This is a genomic window from Lysinibacillus sp. FSL H8-0500 (assembly GCF_038051955.1).
Lineage (GTDB): Bacteria > Bacillota > Bacilli > Bacillales_A > Planococcaceae > Lysinibacillus > Lysinibacillus macroides.
In genome coordinates, this window is record NZ_CP150292.1 from 454,110 (window position 1) to 472,011 (window position 17,902).

Consider the following 17,902-nt stretch of genomic DNA (forward strand, 5'->3'; position numbering starts at 1 on the left):
ACCGAGCGTGTTTGAACTCGGTGCTAGTAGGTTAATGATCTTTTTGTATTTTTTCTAGGTATCGCTTTTGTGCAGACTTTAATGCAACTGCAACGGAGCCGCTGGATGGAGCATAATAGTGCTCATCGACACGGGCAATTAAATCATCAATATTAGTTGTAAAATCAAAGCCAACCAGCATCCTTTTAAAGAAATCTTGTGCAAGCCCAGTGATAAAGGTGAACTCTGCATTAATGATTTTATGTGTTTCTTTATCAATCTCTAAAACAATACCAGCATGCTTGTACATTTCATACATGGACGTGCCTTGGGGTGCTTTGGCATAAGCAGTCACTAAAATACTCGTTAATTTTTGCAAGAAAATAACCTCCAAAATGTATAAATGATAATTCTATTTTATCATGTTTTACATGTGGCAGTGCATCTTACGAAAATTACCCAGTATAACAAATCAAGGGGGAATTAGTTTGGAAAAGTTAACAAATTTTTTCACGGAAATCATGAAGAGGTATTTACCAGATCCATTTGTATTTGCTATTGGACTTACGTTATTAACCTTTGTTTTGGCACTGTTAATTGAGGACATTAGCTTTATAGATTTAACAACTGCTTGGGGTGGCGGTTTTTGGGATTTATTAGCCTTTACAACACAGATGGCTGTTATTTTGGCAATGGGCTATGTATTAGCAACTGCACCTGTTACAGATCGATTATTAAATAGAATTGCTAGTATGGTGCATACGCCTAAAATGGCTATTATCGTTGCAACGCTTGTTGGTGGGATTGGTAGCTATTTGAACTGGGGCTTTGGTCTAGTAATCGGTGGTATTATTGCTAAAAAATTAGCATTACAGGTAAAGGGTGTTCACTATCCACTTATTATTGCAGCAGCGTATTCAGGATTTACGTTCTACGGCTTGGGTATATCAGCATCCATTCCGATTTTAATTTCAACACCAGGTCATTTCCTAGAAGACTCAATGGGCTTGATTACATTATCGGAAACAATTTTTAGTCTACCGATGATTTTAACGACAATTGTTCTTTTGATTACATTACCGTTATTTAATGCAATGCTGCATCCGAAAAATCCTGAGAATGTGATTGAAATTGATCCGGCATTATATGCAGATAAGCCAAAAACAACATCAAATATGTTAGAAGATAATACATTAGCAAACAAATTAAATAATAGCCGTATTTTAGCATATACAATTGGTGTGTTAGGGCTAATTTACATTGTGATTTATTTCACGCAAGGTAATTCATTAAACTTAAATATTTTAAACTTCGTCATTTTATTCATAGGTATTATTTTACTTGGTACACCAGCACGTTATATTGAGCATTTAGCAGATGGTATTAAAACTATTTCAGGGATTATTCTACAATTCCCGTTTTACGCAGGGATTATGGCAATTATGGCTGCCTCAGGTTTAGTAGATACAATTGCTAAGGTATTTGTTGATCTATCAAATGAACAAACTCTGCCATTTTGGGGGCTGATTAGTTCATTCTTTATTAACTTCTTTGCACCTTCAGCAGGTGGGCACTGGGCAGTCCAAGGACCTTTTATGATTGATGCAGCGAAAGAGTTAGGAACATCTTTAGCGGAAACATCCATGTCCGTTATGCTCGGTAATGCTTGGAATGATTTGGTGCAACCGTTTTGGATTTTACCAGCATTAGCATTGTCTCGCTTAAAGCTAAAAGATATTATGGGCTTCCTTGTTATGATTATGTTCTATGTGGGGATTATTTATATCATTGCTACTTTAGCTTGGTCTTATCTATTTTAAATAATTAGAAAGCCTTTGTAGATGGCAAAGGCTTTTTATACAAGGAGGCGTATGAATGTCCATGATGTATCAGGCTCTTTTAACAGAGGGAGCCTTAACCAAAAAGAATAAAACATTATTAACAGTAGGTTTATTTGCTGCAAGACGTGAAGAAAAACAAATGCTGTATTTTGTAGAGCAGGCAGTTGAAGCAGGAAATAGTGTTGCTGAAATTGCAGAGCTTATTGCCTCAGCAATTATTTCGAGAGGAATTCCTACTTGGTTATCAGGTATAGAGGCGATTACGTATGCCATAAACCTTTCTGGTGACAAGGTTTTACCTAAACAACAGGAGGGTGAAGCTATATTATTTTTCTCACAGCAAGAATGTATAGACTACTATCAATCAGAATTTGAAGTCTTACCAACTTGGATTCAATATTTAATTAATTATGCACCAGATACGTTATTGAAGTATAGTAATCTTCGGACGACTTCGCTACGTGATGGAGCGGTATCGCGATTGTTAAAGGAATTACTACTCTATGCTATTAATGTATGTGATGCTTATGATAAGGGAATTTCCATTCATAAAGCAAATGCTGCAATGCTTGGTGCAGATACTGCAATATTTGCAGAGATCAAGGCTTTATGTATATATGCAGTAGGCATCAAAGCTGTTTGGCATGATGCAGAGGGGGATTGACTTTATGCACAAGGTATTAATTATTGGTGGTGGCTTTATGGGCTCAGCTATAGCCAAATATTTGGCACAATATCATGTAAGTGTCCTTGTATATGAGCCTAATCAGGATAGGCTGCAACAGCTAAAGGAGCAGTCGGACTTATCCAATATTACGTTTATACAGCAGCTTGAAAAAATAGATGTAACCTATGTCATCGAAGCGGTTACGGAAAATCTTCAGGTTAAACAAAATTTATTTGAACAATTAGATTTAATATTTGATGAAAATGTCCTATTTTGCACGAATACCTCAAGCTATCTGATTAGTGACGTTGCTAAAAAGATGGTGCATAAGGAACGTTTAATTGGCACTCATTTCTTTTCGCCAGCCCATATAACTCCCTTGGTAGAGGTAATTCCTAGTCCCTATACATCCAAGGAAAAAGCAAATGAGGTTATGCAATTTTTACAGGATGTTGAGAAAAAGCCAGTGCTGTTAAAGCGAGAGATTGAGGGTTTTGTAGCAAACCGCTTACAAAGTGCGCTTGCGAGGGAGGCAATGTCGATCGTTGAGAAGGGGATTGTGACTGCTGAAGAGCTGGATTTTATTGCAAAAATGAGTTTAGGTGTTCGCTTAGCAGATACAGGACCATTGGAGCAGCGAGACATTAATGGGTTAGATACACATTTTGCGATTGTAAATTATGTCTATCCAACATTAGAGAACCGTACAACACCACTTGCGATCCATCAGGATAAAATAAATGCCAAGCATTTTGGTATGAAGTCTAATCAGGGTTTTTATGACTGGTCATCCATCGATAAACAACAATACTTAACACAAAAGGAAAAGACATTAATTGATATCATCAAACGAATAAAAAAAGATTAGGAGTTGACACGATATTATGGAATATCAGGCATTAGTGAAATGCTCTCCAAAGAAAAAGGATATTCAATTTACCACATATACAATTCCTACATTAAAAAGTAATGAATGCTTGCTAAAGGTCAATGCAGTTGGAATATGTGGCAGTGATCTGCATATGTATGATGGTCATGATGGCTATAGCTGGGTGAATTATCCACTCGTATTAGGGCATGAGGTAACGGGGGTAATTATTGCTACTGGCACAGATGTAGAGCAGTCTCTTGTTCAGAAAAGAGTAGTCATTAATCCATATAAAAGCTGTGGTATTTGTGATTTTTGTAAGCGAGGCGATACAAATTGCTGTGATTTTAATGATTATAAATTTATTAAAACACCTACTGAGGCATTGCGTTATGGATTCCGTGAGGCTGGTGGTATGGCTGAATATATGATTGTAGACAGCAATAATGTCATTATTATTGACGATGCGGTTACAGATGAGGTAGCCGCTATTTCTGAGGCATTAGCCGTAAGCTATACAGCCGTACTAAAGGTTCCTGATTATGTCAATAAATCTATTTTAATCGTTGGACCGGGACCAATCGGATTAGGTGCTGCGGCGATACTAGTTGGAGAGGGCAATCAAAAAATTCATATGCTCGGTATACCACAGGATCAAAGTCGCCTACAATTGGCACAGGATATAGGTGTACAAGCCGTATTCACCTCGACAAATGACCTGATTTACCCTCAATTTTCAGGCTATGATGCGATTATTGATTGTTCAGGGCATCCTTCAATTCCAAGTGAAGCCATTCGTTTACTAAAACGAGGTGGACAGCTTGTACTTGTAGGTATTAATGCAGCCAAATTTTCTGTACCAATGGACCAAATAGTGCGTGGAGAAATAATGATTAAAGGAAGTTATGGGATTACACCAACCAATTATAAGGCAGTGTTGCAAATGGCAGCAAATCCAGCCTATCCATTCCAGCAATTAGTTGCGCAAACTGTACCATTTCGTGAAAGTTTATATGGCTTTGAAAGCGCATTAAATAAAGTGAATGGAAAAGTAGTTATAGATTTTAAGGAGGAAATTTAAATGAAGATCATTGATTTAACTTTAGAAATTTTTGATGGCCTAGTCTCTTACACATCACATCCGCCAATTGCCATTCAACCTGAATCTACGTTTGAAAACTCAGGTCATCGTTATACAGTACCGTGTGAAGGATTTGAATCTCGCTTTTTACGTATGTCTGATCATAGTGGCACACATATTGATGCACCAATTCATTTTATTAGAGGTGGAGAGTCCACAGCAGAAATGGATTTAACTAAAACATATGGTCAAGCAGTACTACTGGATGTCTCCTCTGTAAAAGCACCTGATGAGCCAGTAACAGCAGATATGCTAACAAAGGCTGAGCAAAGACAAGGAATTAAGGTACAGCCAGATGATATTGTACTTGTAAGAACACGTACGGCACAATGGGGAGAGGATGGCTTTTTTACAGAGCATGCCTTTGCTACTTGTGCAGGAAATTGGTTACTGGAAAGGCAAGTAAAATGTATAGGTCTTGATTTAGCGAATATAGATGTCCATGATAATATGAAAAGAGAAGTACATTTAAAGCTGCTAAGTGCACCTATTTATATAGTAGAAAACCTAGTAAATCTTGAACAATTGCCTTTACATGAACGTTTTACATTTATGGCTTTGCCACTTAAATTAAAAAATGCAACAGCTTCCCCAGTAAGAGCAGTTGCATTTATTGCACCTAAATAAGTAAGATTATGGATATAATGATGAAGCTAACAGACAGTTGATAATGAAAGATTAATTAAGTAATCTTTATGCACTCAATAAATAAGAGCTTTACAATAAAATCTGTAAGGCACTGGAAAATGTAGCGAGGTTTAAAAATCTATATTTTTAATGAATTTTTTAAGAAGCTTAATTTTTTCAGTGCCCTCAGTTTTTTTATAGTGGGTGATACTCTTTTATATCTACCCCTGTGCTTTTGTCTCAACTAGCCAAAACCAGCTTATTTCCTCCATTCTGTATACCTTTAATACCTCACTAGTAGCTCCCCATGCGCTTATTTTTCAATGTCTAAAGCCTAACTTTCATTAGAATACTAGAAAATATAAGAATTTATTAATAATTTTGTTTGATAATGATTATCATTATCGTATAATGGCTATAGGAGGAGTTAAATAAGTACAGTGGTGAGAGCTATTGTTGAAATAAATACTAATACGATGAAGGGTGTGCTTAGCATTGTTAGAACAAGAATTATATGATGTAACGATAATTGGTGGAGGACCAGCCGGCTTATATGCAAGCTTTTACTGTGGTTTACGTGAAATGAAAACAAAGCTTATTGAATCACAGCCACAGCTTGGCGGGAAAATTCATGTGTACCCAGAAAAAATGATTTGGGATGTTGGCGGTGTAACGCCGATTTCAGGAGGCCAATTAATTAAGCAATTAGTGGAGCAAGCTTTAACATTTAACCCTTCTATTTATACAGATGAAAAAGTACTGTCCATTGCTAAAAATGAAGAAGGCATTTTTGTGATAACAGCCGAGTCAGGAAATATTCATTATTCCAAAACTGTTATTGTTGCGATCGGTGGTGGCATCCTGAATCCTCAAAAAATTGAGATTGAGGGCGCTGAACGCTTTGAAGTATCAAATTTAAATTACACAATTAAATCCTATGAAAAATTTAAGGATAAAGCGGTTATTATTTCTGGTGGCGGTAATACAGCAGTAGACTGGGCATTAGAGTTAACGGAGGTAGCATCCAAGGTCTATTTAACCTATCGAAAGGATACATTATCCGCACATGAGGCTCAAATTACCGAGCTAGCAAATAGTACAATTGAATGTCATTTTAACTCTGAAATTACTAAGCTCATTGCAGACGATCAAGCAGGCATGATAAAAGCGATATCTTTAACGAATCATGAAACAGGAACGGTAACAGAAATTCCAGTCGATGAGGTTGTTATCAGCCATGGCTATGTCCGTGATAAAGAGCTGTTAGATAATAGCCCGTTAGCCATTGAGCGCAAAAATGACTATTTCATTGCAGGTACGATTAATAGTGAATCATCCATCCCTGGTCTTTATGCCGCAGGAGATATTTTGCATCACGATGGCAAAATCCATTTAATTGCCGCAGCCTTCCATGATGCTCTTCACGCTGTAAATAGTGCGAAGAAGTATATTCAGCCTGACGCATCTGAGGGGGGCATTGTATCATCGCATAACGATATTTTCAAACAACGTAATCGCAAGCTATTACAGGAAAGCTTAAAATAAACTATAGTATAGCACCGAATGAAAAAATAACGTTCATTCGGTGTTTTTTTGTTAAAAGAACATAGCTTTCTCTTTTTTGGATAACCTAAGCTAGAAATAATAATATGAGGTGATGATTATGATCATCGAAAGGTCATCTGAATGGGAAGAAGGCTTTAATAATCGATTAAATCATCTTGAACAATGGCAGAGCTGGACATTATATAAGATGAGCTATGATACAGTGAAAATGAAATTGATTCCTGATTTTACAGGATTACAGGCAACAAAATATTTACCCAATTTAAAGCCGCTGAAGCACCAGCTCGAAGCGGCTGAAACGGTTATTGAACGCATGAATGGTAAAGCTATTCTAGCGGATGAGGTGGGTCTTGGTAAAACGATTGAAGCAGGCTTGATTTTAAAGGAGTATTTAATTCGAGGTCTTGTCAAAAGGGCATTAATTTTAGCACCAGCCTCTCTTATTAATCAGTGGATTGAAGAATTAAATAGTAAATTTCATATACCTGCTGTAGCTTATAAAAAAAATTGTCCAATCGAGCGTTATGATGTATTAATTATGAGTATGGATACCGCCAAAAAGAGCCCCCATAAAGAACGTATTTATGAGCAGGAATATGACATGATTATTATTGATGAGGCACATAAATTAAAAAATAATAAAACGCAAATTTATGAATTTGTACAAGGATTAAAGAAAAAGTTTTGCCTATTATTAACGGCTACACCTATTCAAAATGATGTCTTTGAATTATATTATTTAATTTCTTTATTAAAGCCTGGTCATTTAGGGAATTATGATACATTCCAATCCGCCTTCTCAGCTAGTAAACATCATTTAGAACATGATGATTATTTAAAAGAATTGGTCAATCAGGTAATGGTAAGAAATCGGCGGGAGGATACAGGGATTGAATGGACAAAGCGCTGTGTCCAAATTGTGCCAATTACATTTACAGATGAAGAAAGAGAAGTTTACGATATACTTGGAGCTCTCGAAGGTGCAGGTTCATTTTCACTAATTACCCTTCAAAAGGAAATGTGTAGCAGTAAAGAAGCGACAGCTCTTACGCTTACAAATATGCTAGAAGAGCATGTACAACCCAAAGAAATTGAAGACATTTTAGCAAAATTACTGGCCTTGGAAGTGAATTCAAAGGCACAAAAAACGCTAGAAATTGTTAAACAAGCAAATGACAAGGTTATTATTTTTACAGAATATCGTGCTACGCAAATTTATTTGCAATGGTATTTACATGCTAATGGCATAACAAGTGTGCTGTTTAATGGTAAGTTTAATAAAAGTAAACGAGATTATATGAAGCATCTATTTAAAGAGAGAGCACAGGTGCTTATTGCAACAGAGGCAGGTGGAGAGGGGATAAACCTGCAATTTTGTCATCATGTGATTAATTATGATTTACCATGGAATCCGATGAAGCTAGAGCAACGTATTGGTCGTGTCCATCGTTTGGGACAGGAGCATGACGTCCATATCTATAATCTTGCGATTGAAAATACGATTGAAGAAAAAATCTTGGCATTACTTCATACAAAAATTGATGTATTCGAAAAAGTAGTTGGTGATTTAGACGCTATTTTAACAAACTTTAAAGAATCTGTATAAGATGAGGAGAACAAGCTATGTATCCGCAGCAGGTCCAGCATTATTTAAAGGAATTTTTCACGGAAAATAATTGTGCGATTTTAGGGGAAGAGGATCACTATTTAACCGTACAATTAACAGTAGATATTGATAAAAGAATTATGAATAGACCATTTTATTGGCAGTATATAGAGGCTACCAATAGTGAGCCAAATCCAGCACAAGTCACCTTTATTACCAATCAAGCTGCTATGGCTGGCAATTTATTTGGAGAAGCTATTCATTATGGTTCGCCACGTTTAAATCGATTATTTCAAGCAACAAGAGAGCTTGGTGCTTATGTTCAATTGTTTGAAAAGGTTGAACGTGATATGGGACAGGTGATTTTAACACCTTGGCTAGGTGTTAATTTTAAAGTTTCCTACTGCTGTGATCGTACAAAGGAAATGCTTTATTCATTTGGTATTAATTTATTGACAGGTGTTATCAAGGAGGATTTTCATGATATGATTTGTGCCTCTGAGTTTGATACGGAACCCGCAGAAAATGTATTTCATGTGCAATATATTATTAAGCCGATTCGAGCACTTGAAAGATTAAAAGCGACTATCGACAAAATAATTGAACAGGATGATCATTCATGGGCGATTGAAGCACAAAAGCGCTGGCAACGAGACCAACGTGTACTGGATTATTTCTATGAGGGTGTGGACGATAAACCTGAATGCTATGAAATTGAAAGAAAGGCGTTAGAGGAGCAATATGCATCTAAAATTAAAATAGAGATTATTAATGGGGGAATTTTTTACCTATTTTAAGCTAGGAGCTGCCTGTTATAAGAGCAGCTCCTTTTTATTATTAATGATCCTCCACCAAGCTTTGAAGCTGAGCTAATTTATTATTCCAGAATAAATCAAAGTAGTGGAGCCAGTCTTCAATTTCTTTTAAACGTTCTGTATGCAGTGTATAGATTTTTTCTCGACCCTTTTTTTGAGCAGAGACGAGCTGAGCCTGCTCTAATATTTTTAAATGCTTGACAATAGCAGTTCGGCTAATAGCAAAATGCTCAGCAATATTGGAGATAGGCCTATCACTTTTAGCAAGAAGCTGTAAAACATTGCGTCTTGTGGGATCAGCAATTGCTTGAAAAACATCGTATTGAACTGCTGCCTGTGCCATTAGACTTCCACAGCTTCTTTTAATTTTTGGTGAACAATCATTGTCCAGCCGCCATCCATATTTTTTCGTACAGCCTCAGCCGTTAAATTGGCTTTAGGAATCGTATGCGAAGCTTCCTTCCAACCGCCATGTGTTAAGGTAAATTCTGTTTGCTGACCTACTTGTTTTAGCCCAAACGTTACAAACCAGCCATCTTGATCCCAAGTAAAACGTAGAAAATGAGGTGCATCTACGCGCTCTACTTTACAAGATGATGGACCAAAAGGCGATTGTATCGTAAATTCATGACCTTCAATAGGCTGAAAATCATTTGGCATAAACCAGGTAGCAATCTTGTCAGCTGTTGCTACCGTTTCCCATACTTTTTCGATAGAGGCATTGAGCGTAATTGTTTTAACAATATTCTGCAATTGTTCAGTCATCTGGATAACTCCTTTATTTTAAAATATAACCATAAGGTGTTACAAACATATAACACCTTATGGTTATATGTCAATGGAAATAAATTAACCTCTTTTTGTTAGTGAATATGTATGCTACAATATTTTTTATAATTTTCTGATAGAGGGAGGGGAAATGATATGGTCAATCTATCTGTTTTCTTAATTATGTGCATTTTGCTGATTATTTTACCTGGTCCTGATACGGCAATTGCCACTAAAAACACAGTGACTGTAAGTAGAAAAGGAGGTTTGCAGACGATAATTGGCTGCTGCTGTGGCTTGTTAATTCATACATGTGCAGCTGTAATTGGGCTTTCTGCAATTATTGTAAAATCAGCCTATATATTCGCCATTTTAAAATATGTTGGTGCTATTTATTTATGTTATTTAGGGATAAAAACACTGTGGGCACTTCGAACAATTCGTACACAATCACCTGTTACACAGGATGAGGCGAATATAGACCATAAATATGCACAGCAATCTTGCTTTAAGCAAGGTTTTCTCACAAACATAACGAATCCAAAGGTTGCTGTATTTTTTCTAACATTTCTTCCTCAGTTTGTAGATGGCAAGAGCGATACCTTCCTACCTTTCCTAATGATGGGGCTAATGTATATCGCTTTAACAGCCTTATGGTTTGTGTTCTATGTATACCTTTTGGATAAAATTAGTGCCTTTATGAAAAAACCAACGACAAAGGCTGTTATTGAAGGATTGACAGGGGCAGTCCTGATCGGCTTTGGTATTAAGTTAGCATTTGAAAAGGCTCATTAAATCTGCAAAATTTCTAAATAGAAGCTTAAGCTGTCGGAAAAGACTTTATCTTACCAGACAGCTTTACTTTATGAAGGATTTTTTAATTGTTGCTTCGCTAACTTTTCATAAAATGTATGTGTCCGTAGCAATTCATCGTGTGTACCAACACCCGTGATAGAGCCGCTCTCTAACACAACGATTTGATCTGCTTCCAATACTGTTGAAAGACGATGAGCAATTACAAGGGTTGTACGATTCACCATTAATTTTTGCAATGCTTTTTGAACAAGCAACTCTGATTCGCTATCGAGATTAGAGGTATTCAAGATTCTCCATAAGCTCAAAAGTCTCAGGGTAAATAACCAAGGCTAAATCGAAGTATTGCTTTAGCAATGCTTGAACATATGGGCTTTCTGGATCCTGCCCATAAGCTGCTTTTAGCTCACTAAAAAGAGAGGTTATTTCATTGTTCAACTCCATATACTTTTCTTCAGGTAGATCAAACATTTTTTCAACGGCCTCTTTCGGAAGATAGTTTGTGAACCATTCCTTTTGTTCTTCTTCCTTATGAATATTGTGAATAAGGGACATAAATATAGTTGCGTCTATCGTATTTTGCTCCTCCATTATAAATAAAGCATGATCTAATGCACGAATAACCCGATTTAGATGGTCTCTTTTTTGTATCATCTCATGCCTTTGGAATTCTAATGACTCCTGTAAATCCCAATTTTGTAAATGAATCAGCTTGTGAATTTTTTCCAATGGGTAGCCTAAAAATTTAAGAGATACAATCTTTTGTAACTGCATAATATTGTCCTCTGTATAAAAGCGTCTGCCAGTTGGCGATATATAGAATGGCTTTAATAAATTTATTTCATCGTAATAGCGTAATGCTCGAATCGTCATCCCCGTTTTTTTAGCAAACTCCCCAATCGAATATTGTATGGACATTCTATGACCTCCTTGAACCTTATTAACTCCATTGTAAAAGCTAACGTAACGTGAGAAGCAAGGAGAAAAGTGGAAATTTTGAAAAAGGAGTAGAGGAGGAGGGAATTACAATAAAAACCTTCACGAACATACAGCTATCTGTATGTTCGTGAAGGTCTATTAGAAGAATAGAAGACCAAGGCTAATAATAATTCCCGTAAAAATTAAAATAAATAAACAGAAGCCCATAATATCCTTCGCTTTTAAGCCAGCAATAGCAAGAGCTGGTAAAGCCCAGAATGGCTGGATCATATTTGTCCACGCATCTCCCCATGCAATCGCCATCGCCGTTTTTGCATAATCTGCCCCAAGAGATGTAGCAGCATCTAGCATAATAGGGGCTTGCACTGCCCATTGCCCACCGCCAGAAGGTACAAAGAAATTAACAAGACCCGCTGCATAGAAAGAAAATAAGTAAAACGTATTTTCATTTGAAATATTTACAAACCACTCTGAAAATACAGCAGCTAACCCGGAAGCGGTCATCATTCCCATAATTCCTGCATAAAACGGAAACTGAAAGACAATGCCTGTGGTTGTTTTAATGGCATCCTGGGCAGCAGCAAGAAAACGTTGAGGTGTACCATGAAAAATAATACCTAGCACAATAAAGATTGTATTCACAACATTTAAGTCAAGCACAAAGCCTTTTGTTATAAAATGATGGCATAAATAACCAAGTCCAATTAAACCAATTAGAATCGTTAAAATATAGCTTCGCTCAGAACGGCTTGCAAAATTATTTTCAGGCTTTGGCAGCTCTGTTTTATCTTCCACTAGCAGAACAGGATCAACTTCCACCACATCTTTTTCCTTAGGCATCATCCAACGATTAAAGAAAGGTAAAGTTAAGACAATAACAATGACAATAAATAAGTTATACGTTGAAAAAAGCGTTATATTTGTAGGCACTACACCCATAATATCTGCAAATGGGTGTCCTTCGGTTGCAATAGATAGTGGAACAGAGCCAGCTAGACCGCCATGCCAAATTACAAAACCTGAGTAAGCACTTGCTATTAACAGACGATAGTCTACCTTTTTAACATAACGAGCAATTTCCTTTGCAAAGAGAGCGCCGATTACTAGTCCAAATCCCCAGTTAATCCAGCATGCAATTAGTGAAACAAAGGTCACAATAATAATAGCCATACTTGGTGTTTTTATTTTACTTGCTAATGTTGATAAAGCGCTTTTAAAAATAGGACTATTTGCTAAAATATGACCTGCTGCCAAGACAATGACCATCTGCATTGTAAATGATAGTAGGCCCCAGAAGCCATCTCCCCAATATGTCACCATATCGAGTGGGGAAGAATCCGTTAAAGTAACCCCTAATAATAACACTAATACTGTGAGTATAGTGACAAATATGTATGGGTCAGGTAAATATTTTTCCATAATAGCATTTGAAATTCTTGTTAAAGTTTTCATGATACAAATCCCCTTTCTTTTTCTGCCATCTCCTATTGATAATATTGCATAGAAAAATGGCTAAATAAAGAGAAAAATGGAACGAAGGACAACGAATAGAACTTAAAATAGAATAAGTTGTTTATAGATTATTTCAAATTTTATATGAACAAATATTGTTATAATAAATAATAAAGCCTTGTCATTACTATATTCGTCGCTATTATTTCAAGGCTAAAAATGAAAGAAAAGAAGTTATTACTCATCAATACATTTTGCATACTTTTTATAACAAATTAGAATAAGTAGGGAGATTTATATGGAATTACGGGATTTAAAAGCTTTTATGGCGGTGGTTGAACATGGGAGCTTTACCAAGGCTGCAAATGAATCATTTGTATCTCAGCCCTCATTAAGCAAAAGTATAAAAAAATTAGAGGACACATTACATGTTGAGCTATTAAACAGGTCTACACGTCATATAGAACTAACAGATGCAGGTAAAATTGTGTTTAAGCAGGGGCAAAAAATCATACGATCTGTGCAAGATTTACATATTTTATTGGATGATTTATTAAATATTACAACAGGCTCCATTAAGCTAGGAATTCCACCTTTAATTGGAACTTTATTTTTCCCAGAAATCGCTAGAAAATTCCACCAAACCTATCCAAATGTCCATTTAGAGCTTGTGGAGAGAGGAGCTAAGACAGTTGGATCACTTGTAGAAAATGGGGAAGTCGATATGGGAATTGTTGTATTGCCCACAGATGAAAGGAAGTTTTTAATTCACCCGTTTGTGGAGGATCAATTTTTTGTTTTTATCAATGAATCTCATCCACTGGCACAGCAAGATTCAATTCAGCTACAACAATTAAAAGATGAAACATTTATTCTTTTTGCAGAGGAATTTACGTTACATGATTATGTCATTAAATCATGTAAAAGTGTTGGATTTACACCAGTAGTAGGCTATAAAAGCTCCCAGTGGGATTTAATCGTAGAACTTGTATCCTCCAATTTAGGGATAACGTTGCTACCATATTCTATTGCAGCCAAGCAAACAAATGGCAATGTGAAAATTATTCCCCTTGATAATTTTAATATGCCTTGGCGTTTAGGCATTATCACGAAAAAAAATACCTATCAATCCTATGCTTTAAAGCAGCTACTCCAAATGATATGCATGAAGGAGGAAATTTGATTTATTCGTACTAGGAATAAATGATATTCGAATTAATTCCTTTACTTATAAATTCGTAATGAGGTAGAATTTTTCTTAATAAACGAGCAATTTTAGGGGGCTTTGAAATGGTGGATGGGAAAGTATGGAGTTCGTTTCAGGAAGCTGTGGCAGATATTAAGGATGGCGATACATTAGCGGTAGGAGGCTTTGGACTGTGTGGAATACCAGAAAAGTCTATTGCAGCGCTTGTGCAGCAGGGCACAAAGGATTTAACGGTGGTTAGCAATAACTGTGGGGTAGATGATTCGGGCTTAGGACTACTACTAGCAAATAAGCAAATAAAAAAAATGGTGGCATCCTATGTTGGTGAAAATAAAATTTTTGAGCAGCAATTTTTAAATGGTGAACTAGAGGTAGAATTAACACCTCAGGGCACACTTGCTGAACGTCTGCGCGCAGGGGGTGCAGGAATTCCAGGCTTCTATACGGCTACTGGGGTTGGCACACCGATTGCTGAAGGCAAAGAAGTTAAGGTGTTTGATGGGAAGGAATATATTTTAGAAGAAGGAATTGTTGCTGATTTTGCACTTGTAAAAGCATGGAAGGCGGATAAGCTAGGAAATTTAGTGTATAGAAAAACATCACGTAATTTTAATCCATTAGCTGCAATGTCTGGGAAAATTACGATTGCAGAGGTGGAGGAAATTGTAGAGGTAGGCGAGCTAGATCCAGACCATATTCATACACCAGGCGTTTTTGTACAGCGTGTATTAGTAGGTGAGCATTACGACAAGCGTATTGAGCGTTTAACGGTGACAAAGGGGGAAGCGTAATGGATACAAGACAAAAAATTGTGACGAGAGCAGTGAAGGAAATAAAAAGCGGTATGAATGTCAATTTAGGTATTGGTATCCCAACCCTTGTAGCCAATGCTATTCCAGCTAACTACAATGTGCTTTTACAATCTGAAAATGGACTACTTGGTATTGGCCCTTACCCAACGGAGGATATAGTAGACCCAGATTTAATTAATGCAGGGAAGGAAACCGTAACGGTAGTGCCAGGAGCCTCATTTTTTGATAGTGCTGAGTCCTTCGCTATGATTCGTGGTGGTCATATTGATCTTGCTATTTTAGGCGGGATGGAGGTATCTGAAGCAGGTGACCTTGCAAATTGGATGATTCCAGGGAAAATGGTTAAAGGAATGGGCGGTGCTATGGACCTTGTCGTGGGTGCTAAAAGGGTTATTGTTGTGATGGAGCATGTGAATAAAAATGGCGAATCGAAAATTAAAAAGCAATGTGAGCTACCATTAACAGGTAAAGGTGTTGTTCATCGTTTAATTACAGACCTAGCTGTATTTGATTTCACAGAAAAGGGTATGCAGCTTATCGAGCTAGCTGAGGGTGTTACGTTAGAGGAAGTTAAAAAGAAGACAGCAGCTTCGTTTAATGTAGCTTTAGCCCAGTAATAGGAAAAAGATGAGGCTCATCTAGCAAGCCTCATCTTTTTTAGTCATTAATCCTCTAAAGCCTCATCTTCATGATAATGAGTTGCTGCGGTTTCGACATTAATCTGTGAATAGTTGGCCCAATCCACTCTGTTATAGTCCTCTTCGCTAAAATAAATATTTAATAGCTCTGTCATTGTTTGATCACCATCAGGTTCAGTCAGTGGGGCATACCAAGTAATGGCTGGTGTTTTAACACTTTTAAGCTTTGATAATTCCGCAAAAATTTTAGCTGAATCCTTTAGCATTTGACTTTTTGAGCCCTCCGTTACGTCCGTATCCTGAATAGAGATCGTCACAATACCTTTAGATTCTTCCACAGAAAATTTATTTTTCACAATCGCACCAACAATATCTTCAACAGAAGTGTTTTCATCGACAGCTACCTCTGTTGGCTCTACCTTTTTTCCACAAGCTGTTAGCAATAATGAGATAGCGAGTAATAAATACATGAATTTTTTCAATAGCATAACCTCCCTTGTTACTCCATATATGGGCAAAAAGAAAGGGAATTATACAAGGAAAGAGGGGGAAAGAAAAAATGAATATTTATAAAGTCATTCTAATATTGCTTACCTAGAGCCATAATACGGAGGAAATAAGTAGGTTTATCTGAAATGGATTCATTATATTGAAATGATAATAATCCTATATTGATTAAATTAGTTGGAACGGATGAGGTCGTCTATCACTAATTATGATTGCTACCATAAAGCGCTATTATCACTTTAAACCTATTTAATAATTGTCTTTTATAAAAGGGGTAGATAGAAATTGAAAAAAGAGAATGTTAATTTAGCCAAACAATGACGTCATGAATTACAGTAACATCCAAAATGCTCAAAGTTGATGATTGATGATGGTTTACTGCAAAATCGGATAGTTGATGCGGCTTTCAGAATCCTCATTATGCCAGACCAACAAGCTGGAACTTTATCCGTTCATAAAGGTACAGTATCGCAGGCAATGGACACATATATTGTCAATATACAAGGCAACGGTGGTCATAGCTCACAGCCGCATAAAACAATTGATGTAAATATGATTATGGCACAGATTTATACAAGCCTGAATCTATTAATGACACGTGAAGTTGACTCAAGTCAAAGTGTTACATTGTCAATAGGTGCTATGGGCGGCGGTACGGCAACGAATATCATTTCAGATAAGGCAACTCTACAGGGAAATATGAGAAGCTATCATCAGGAAACACGAGATCATTTGTGAAAGCGTATTCCAGAGATGATTGATCATACTGTGAAAGCATGGCGTATTAAGCGGTTCAGAGGATTTTTCTTATATTTCTTTTAGGAACATGCAAAGAGAGGGCACCTGTCCACAATCCTCGTATGGAGCAACATGAGGATATTTTTAAATACGAGGCTGCTTTACATGCTAAAGTAGCTATTGAATGGTTAAAAAAACAGTATTGATAATAGAATAGGTGAATTTTTTAGGAACTCAGCAGGATTTTTCCATTGAGTTTTATTGTGCATGTTCTATTATAAAATTAATAGTGTAGGTTGGTGACAATAAATTACAAGTATAGGAGAGCTGGATATGTTGACATTAATTCAAAATGATAGAAAGTTTATAGAGATAGAAAAAGAAATTATGAATTCAAATAAGGAATATAATGCAATAGCCTATGATAAACAGATTCTTGATAAGGAGGACATTTTAGCAACATTTAAAGAAGCAGATGAATGGCGCATTGAGCGATACTTAGTAAAAAAAGATGAAGACTATATAGCCATTTTAGATTATGGCATGTCAAGCCCTCGCCATCAAAAGCCGTGGCTAAGTTTACTTGCTATACACCAAAAATATCAAGGCTTAGGATGGACTTACCCCTGTCAAGTAGACCGTTTTAAAAAGACTAAGCAGCCATCTGACGTCGATATTCTATCGGTGTCAGGTGGTTGAGTCGTTTTTGGAAGCGTTTATAGTTATAAAAGTAGATATACTGCTCAACAGATCGGATCATTTCCTCTTCAGAATGATCTTGTAAAAGAGACAAACATTTGCTTTTAAAGTGGGAGAAGAATGATTCAATGCAGGCATTATCGTGGCAATTACCTTTGCGGGAATGGCTGCCAATCATACCGAGGTGTTCAATTGTTTGATGATAGTTAAGGGATGTGT

The 17,902-nt window shown here is 36.6% G+C and carries 19 protein-coding genes and 2 pseudogenes; 14 read left to right on the top strand and 7 right to left on the bottom strand.

Going from position 1 to position 17,902, the window contains the following annotated elements:
* Nucleotides 1-31 precede the first annotated feature (31 nt).
* Nucleotides 32-358, bottom strand: a complete 327-nt coding sequence (locus MHB44_RS02095) for a DUF3870 domain-containing protein (RefSeq protein WP_341301385.1) — start codon at nt 356-358, stop codon at nt 32-34.
* 109 nt (nt 359-467) lie between these two features.
* Between MHB44_RS02095 and MHB44_RS02100 the strand changes: the two genes are divergently transcribed.
* From MHB44_RS02100 to MHB44_RS02135, 8 genes are all read left to right on the top strand, one after another.
* Nucleotides 468-1,799, top strand: coding sequence for a TIGR00366 family protein (locus tag MHB44_RS02100; RefSeq protein ID WP_341301386.1), 1,332 nt, complete (start codon nt 468-470; stop codon nt 1,797-1,799).
* Between the two features lie 55 nt (nt 1,800-1,854).
* Nucleotides 1,855-2,484: a carboxymuconolactone decarboxylase family protein gene (locus tag MHB44_RS02105; protein ID WP_341301387.1), complete on the top strand. Its 630-nt coding sequence runs from the start codon at nt 1,855-1,857 to the stop codon at nt 2,482-2,484.
* A gap of 4 nt (nt 2,485-2,488) precedes the next feature.
* A complete protein-coding gene (locus MHB44_RS02110) occupies nt 2,489-3,355 on the top strand; it encodes a 3-hydroxyacyl-CoA dehydrogenase NAD-binding domain-containing protein (RefSeq protein ID WP_341301388.1) in 867 nt (288 codons plus the stop codon).
* A gap of 16 nt (nt 3,356-3,371) precedes the next feature.
* Entirely contained in the window at nt 3,372-4,436 is a 1,065-nt protein-coding gene (locus MHB44_RS02115) for an alcohol dehydrogenase catalytic domain-containing protein (protein ID WP_341301389.1), read from the top strand.
* Nucleotides 4,437-5,123, top strand: coding sequence for a cyclase family protein (locus MHB44_RS02120; RefSeq protein ID WP_341301390.1), 687 nt, complete (start codon nt 4,437-4,439; stop codon nt 5,121-5,123).
* A gap of 495 nt (nt 5,124-5,618) precedes the next feature.
* Entirely contained in the window at nt 5,619-6,668 is a 1,050-nt protein-coding gene (locus tag MHB44_RS02125; RefSeq protein WP_341301391.1) for an NAD(P)/FAD-dependent oxidoreductase, read from the top strand.
* Between the two features lie 112 nt (nt 6,669-6,780).
* On the top strand, nt 6,781-8,295 hold the full coding sequence (locus MHB44_RS02130; RefSeq protein ID WP_341301392.1) for an SNF2-related protein: 1,515 nt from the start codon (nt 6,781-6,783) through the stop codon (nt 8,293-8,295).
* 17 nt (nt 8,296-8,312) lie between these two features.
* Nucleotides 8,313-9,092, top strand: coding sequence for a YqhG family protein (locus MHB44_RS02135; protein WP_341301393.1), 780 nt, complete (start codon nt 8,313-8,315; stop codon nt 9,090-9,092).
* Between the two features lie 40 nt (nt 9,093-9,132).
* Here the strand turns inward: MHB44_RS02135 and MHB44_RS02140 are convergent, their stop codons facing one another.
* Together MHB44_RS02140 and MHB44_RS02145 are read right to left on the bottom strand one after the other, a co-directional pair.
* Nucleotides 9,133-9,453, bottom strand: a complete 321-nt coding sequence (locus MHB44_RS02140) for a metalloregulator ArsR/SmtB family transcription factor (RefSeq protein ID WP_341301394.1) — start codon at nt 9,451-9,453, stop codon at nt 9,133-9,135.
* A complete protein-coding gene (locus MHB44_RS02145; RefSeq protein WP_341301395.1) occupies nt 9,453-9,875 on the bottom strand; it encodes an SRPBCC domain-containing protein in 423 nt (140 codons plus the stop codon). Before MHB44_RS02145 ends, MHB44_RS02140 begins: the two co-directional genes overlap by 1 nt.
* Before the next feature lie 159 nt (nt 9,876-10,034).
* On the opposite strand from MHB44_RS02145, the gene MHB44_RS02150 reads away from it, so the two are divergent.
* Entirely contained in the window at nt 10,035-10,673 is a 639-nt protein-coding gene (locus MHB44_RS02150; protein ID WP_341301396.1) for a LysE family translocator, read from the top strand.
* 68 nt (nt 10,674-10,741) lie between these two features.
* Here the strand turns inward: MHB44_RS02150 and MHB44_RS02155 are convergent.
* The 3 genes and pseudogenes from MHB44_RS02155 to MHB44_RS02165 form a co-directional block, all read right to left on the bottom strand.
* Nucleotides 10,742-11,070, bottom strand: a pseudogene (locus tag MHB44_RS02155) (hypothetical protein); the annotation flags it as partial.
* A gap of 335 nt (nt 11,071-11,405) precedes the next feature.
* Nucleotides 11,406-11,609 (bottom strand): annotated as a pseudogene (locus tag MHB44_RS02160) (MerR family transcriptional regulator); the annotation flags it as partial.
* A 159-nt stretch (nt 11,610-11,768) separates the two neighbouring features.
* Entirely contained in the window at nt 11,769-13,082 is a 1,314-nt protein-coding gene (locus tag MHB44_RS02165; protein ID WP_341301397.1) for a short-chain fatty acid transporter, read from the bottom strand.
* 298 nt (nt 13,083-13,380) lie between these two features.
* Between MHB44_RS02165 and MHB44_RS02170 the strand changes: the two genes are divergently transcribed.
* The 3 genes from MHB44_RS02170 to MHB44_RS02180 all read left to right on the top strand — a co-directional run bounded on the left by MHB44_RS02170 (nt 13,381) and on the right by MHB44_RS02180 (nt 15,718).
* Complete coding sequence (locus MHB44_RS02170) at nt 13,381-14,265, top strand: LysR family transcriptional regulator (RefSeq protein WP_341301398.1); 885 nt, start codon at nt 13,381-13,383, stop codon at nt 14,263-14,265.
* A 107-nt stretch (nt 14,266-14,372) separates the two neighbouring features.
* Nucleotides 14,373-15,080 carry a CoA transferase subunit A gene (locus MHB44_RS02175; protein ID WP_341301399.1) on the top strand — a complete coding sequence of 236 codons (708 nt, stop codon included), beginning with the start codon at nt 14,373-14,375 and terminating at the stop codon, nt 15,078-15,080.
* A complete protein-coding gene (locus tag MHB44_RS02180) occupies nt 15,080-15,718 on the top strand; it encodes a 3-oxoacid CoA-transferase subunit B (RefSeq protein WP_053993327.1) in 639 nt (212 codons plus the stop codon). The genes MHB44_RS02175 and MHB44_RS02180 overlap by 1 nt, the downstream gene beginning before the upstream one ends.
* 47 nt (nt 15,719-15,765) lie before the next feature.
* Here the strand turns inward: MHB44_RS02180 and MHB44_RS02185 are convergent, their stop codons facing one another.
* Nucleotides 15,766-16,227, bottom strand: a complete 462-nt coding sequence (locus tag MHB44_RS02185; RefSeq protein ID WP_341301400.1) for a hypothetical protein — start codon at nt 16,225-16,227, stop codon at nt 15,766-15,768.
* Nucleotides 16,228-16,606: 379 nt separating this feature from the next.
* Between MHB44_RS02185 and MHB44_RS02190 the strand changes: the two genes are divergently transcribed.
* On the top strand, nt 16,607-16,984 hold the full coding sequence (locus tag MHB44_RS02190) for a peptidase dimerization domain-containing protein (RefSeq protein WP_341302904.1): 378 nt from the start codon (nt 16,607-16,609) through the stop codon (nt 16,982-16,984).
* A gap of 333 nt (nt 16,985-17,317) precedes the next feature.
* Nucleotides 17,318-17,683 carry a hypothetical protein gene (locus tag MHB44_RS02195; RefSeq protein WP_341301401.1) on the top strand — a complete coding sequence of 122 codons (366 nt, stop codon included), beginning with the start codon at nt 17,318-17,320 and terminating at the stop codon, nt 17,681-17,683.
* The last annotated feature ends 219 nt before the right edge of the window (nt 17,684-17,902 follow it).

Coding starts and splice junctions, on each gene's coding strand:
- MHB44_RS02105 (WP_341301387.1), top strand. CDS start 1,855: ATGTCCATGATGTATCAGGCTCTTTTAACAGAGGGAGCCTTAACCAAA.
- MHB44_RS02110 (WP_341301388.1), top strand. CDS start 2,489: ATGCACAAGGTATTAATTATTGGTGGTGGCTTTATGGGCTCAGCTATA.
- MHB44_RS02115 (WP_341301389.1), top strand. CDS start 3,372: ATGGAATATCAGGCATTAGTGAAATGCTCTCCAAAGAAAAAGGATATT.
- MHB44_RS02120 (WP_341301390.1), top strand. CDS start 4,437: ATGAAGATCATTGATTTAACTTTAGAAATTTTTGATGGCCTAGTCTCT.
- MHB44_RS02130 (WP_341301392.1), top strand. CDS start 6,781: ATGATTATGATCATCGAAAGGTCATCTGAATGGGAAGAAGGCTTTAAT.
- MHB44_RS02135 (WP_341301393.1), top strand. CDS start 8,313: ATGTATCCGCAGCAGGTCCAGCATTATTTAAAGGAATTTTTCACGGAA.
- MHB44_RS02140 (WP_341301394.1), bottom strand. CDS start 9,453: ATGGCACAGGCAGCAGTTCAATACGATGTTTTTCAAGCAATTGCTGAT.
- MHB44_RS02145 (WP_341301395.1), bottom strand. CDS start 9,875: ATGACTGAACAATTGCAGAATATTGTTAAAACAATTACGCTCAATGCC.
- MHB44_RS02150 (WP_341301396.1), top strand. CDS start 10,035: ATGGTCAATCTATCTGTTTTCTTAATTATGTGCATTTTGCTGATTATT.
- MHB44_RS02165 (WP_341301397.1), bottom strand. CDS start 13,082: ATGAAAACTTTAACAAGAATTTCAAATGCTATTATGGAAAAATATTTA.
- MHB44_RS02170 (WP_341301398.1), top strand. CDS start 13,381: ATGGAATTACGGGATTTAAAAGCTTTTATGGCGGTGGTTGAACATGGG.
- MHB44_RS02175 (WP_341301399.1), top strand. CDS start 14,373: ATGGTGGATGGGAAAGTATGGAGTTCGTTTCAGGAAGCTGTGGCAGAT.
- MHB44_RS02180 (WP_053993327.1), top strand. CDS start 15,080: ATGGATACAAGACAAAAAATTGTGACGAGAGCAGTGAAGGAAATAAAA.
- MHB44_RS02185 (WP_341301400.1), bottom strand. CDS start 16,227: ATGCTATTGAAAAAATTCATGTATTTATTACTCGCTATCTCATTATTG.
- MHB44_RS02190 (WP_341302904.1), top strand. CDS start 16,607: ATGATTGATGATGGTTTACTGCAAAATCGGATAGTTGATGCGGCTTTC.
- MHB44_RS02195 (WP_341301401.1), top strand. CDS start 17,318: ATGTTGACATTAATTCAAAATGATAGAAAGTTTATAGAGATAGAAAAA.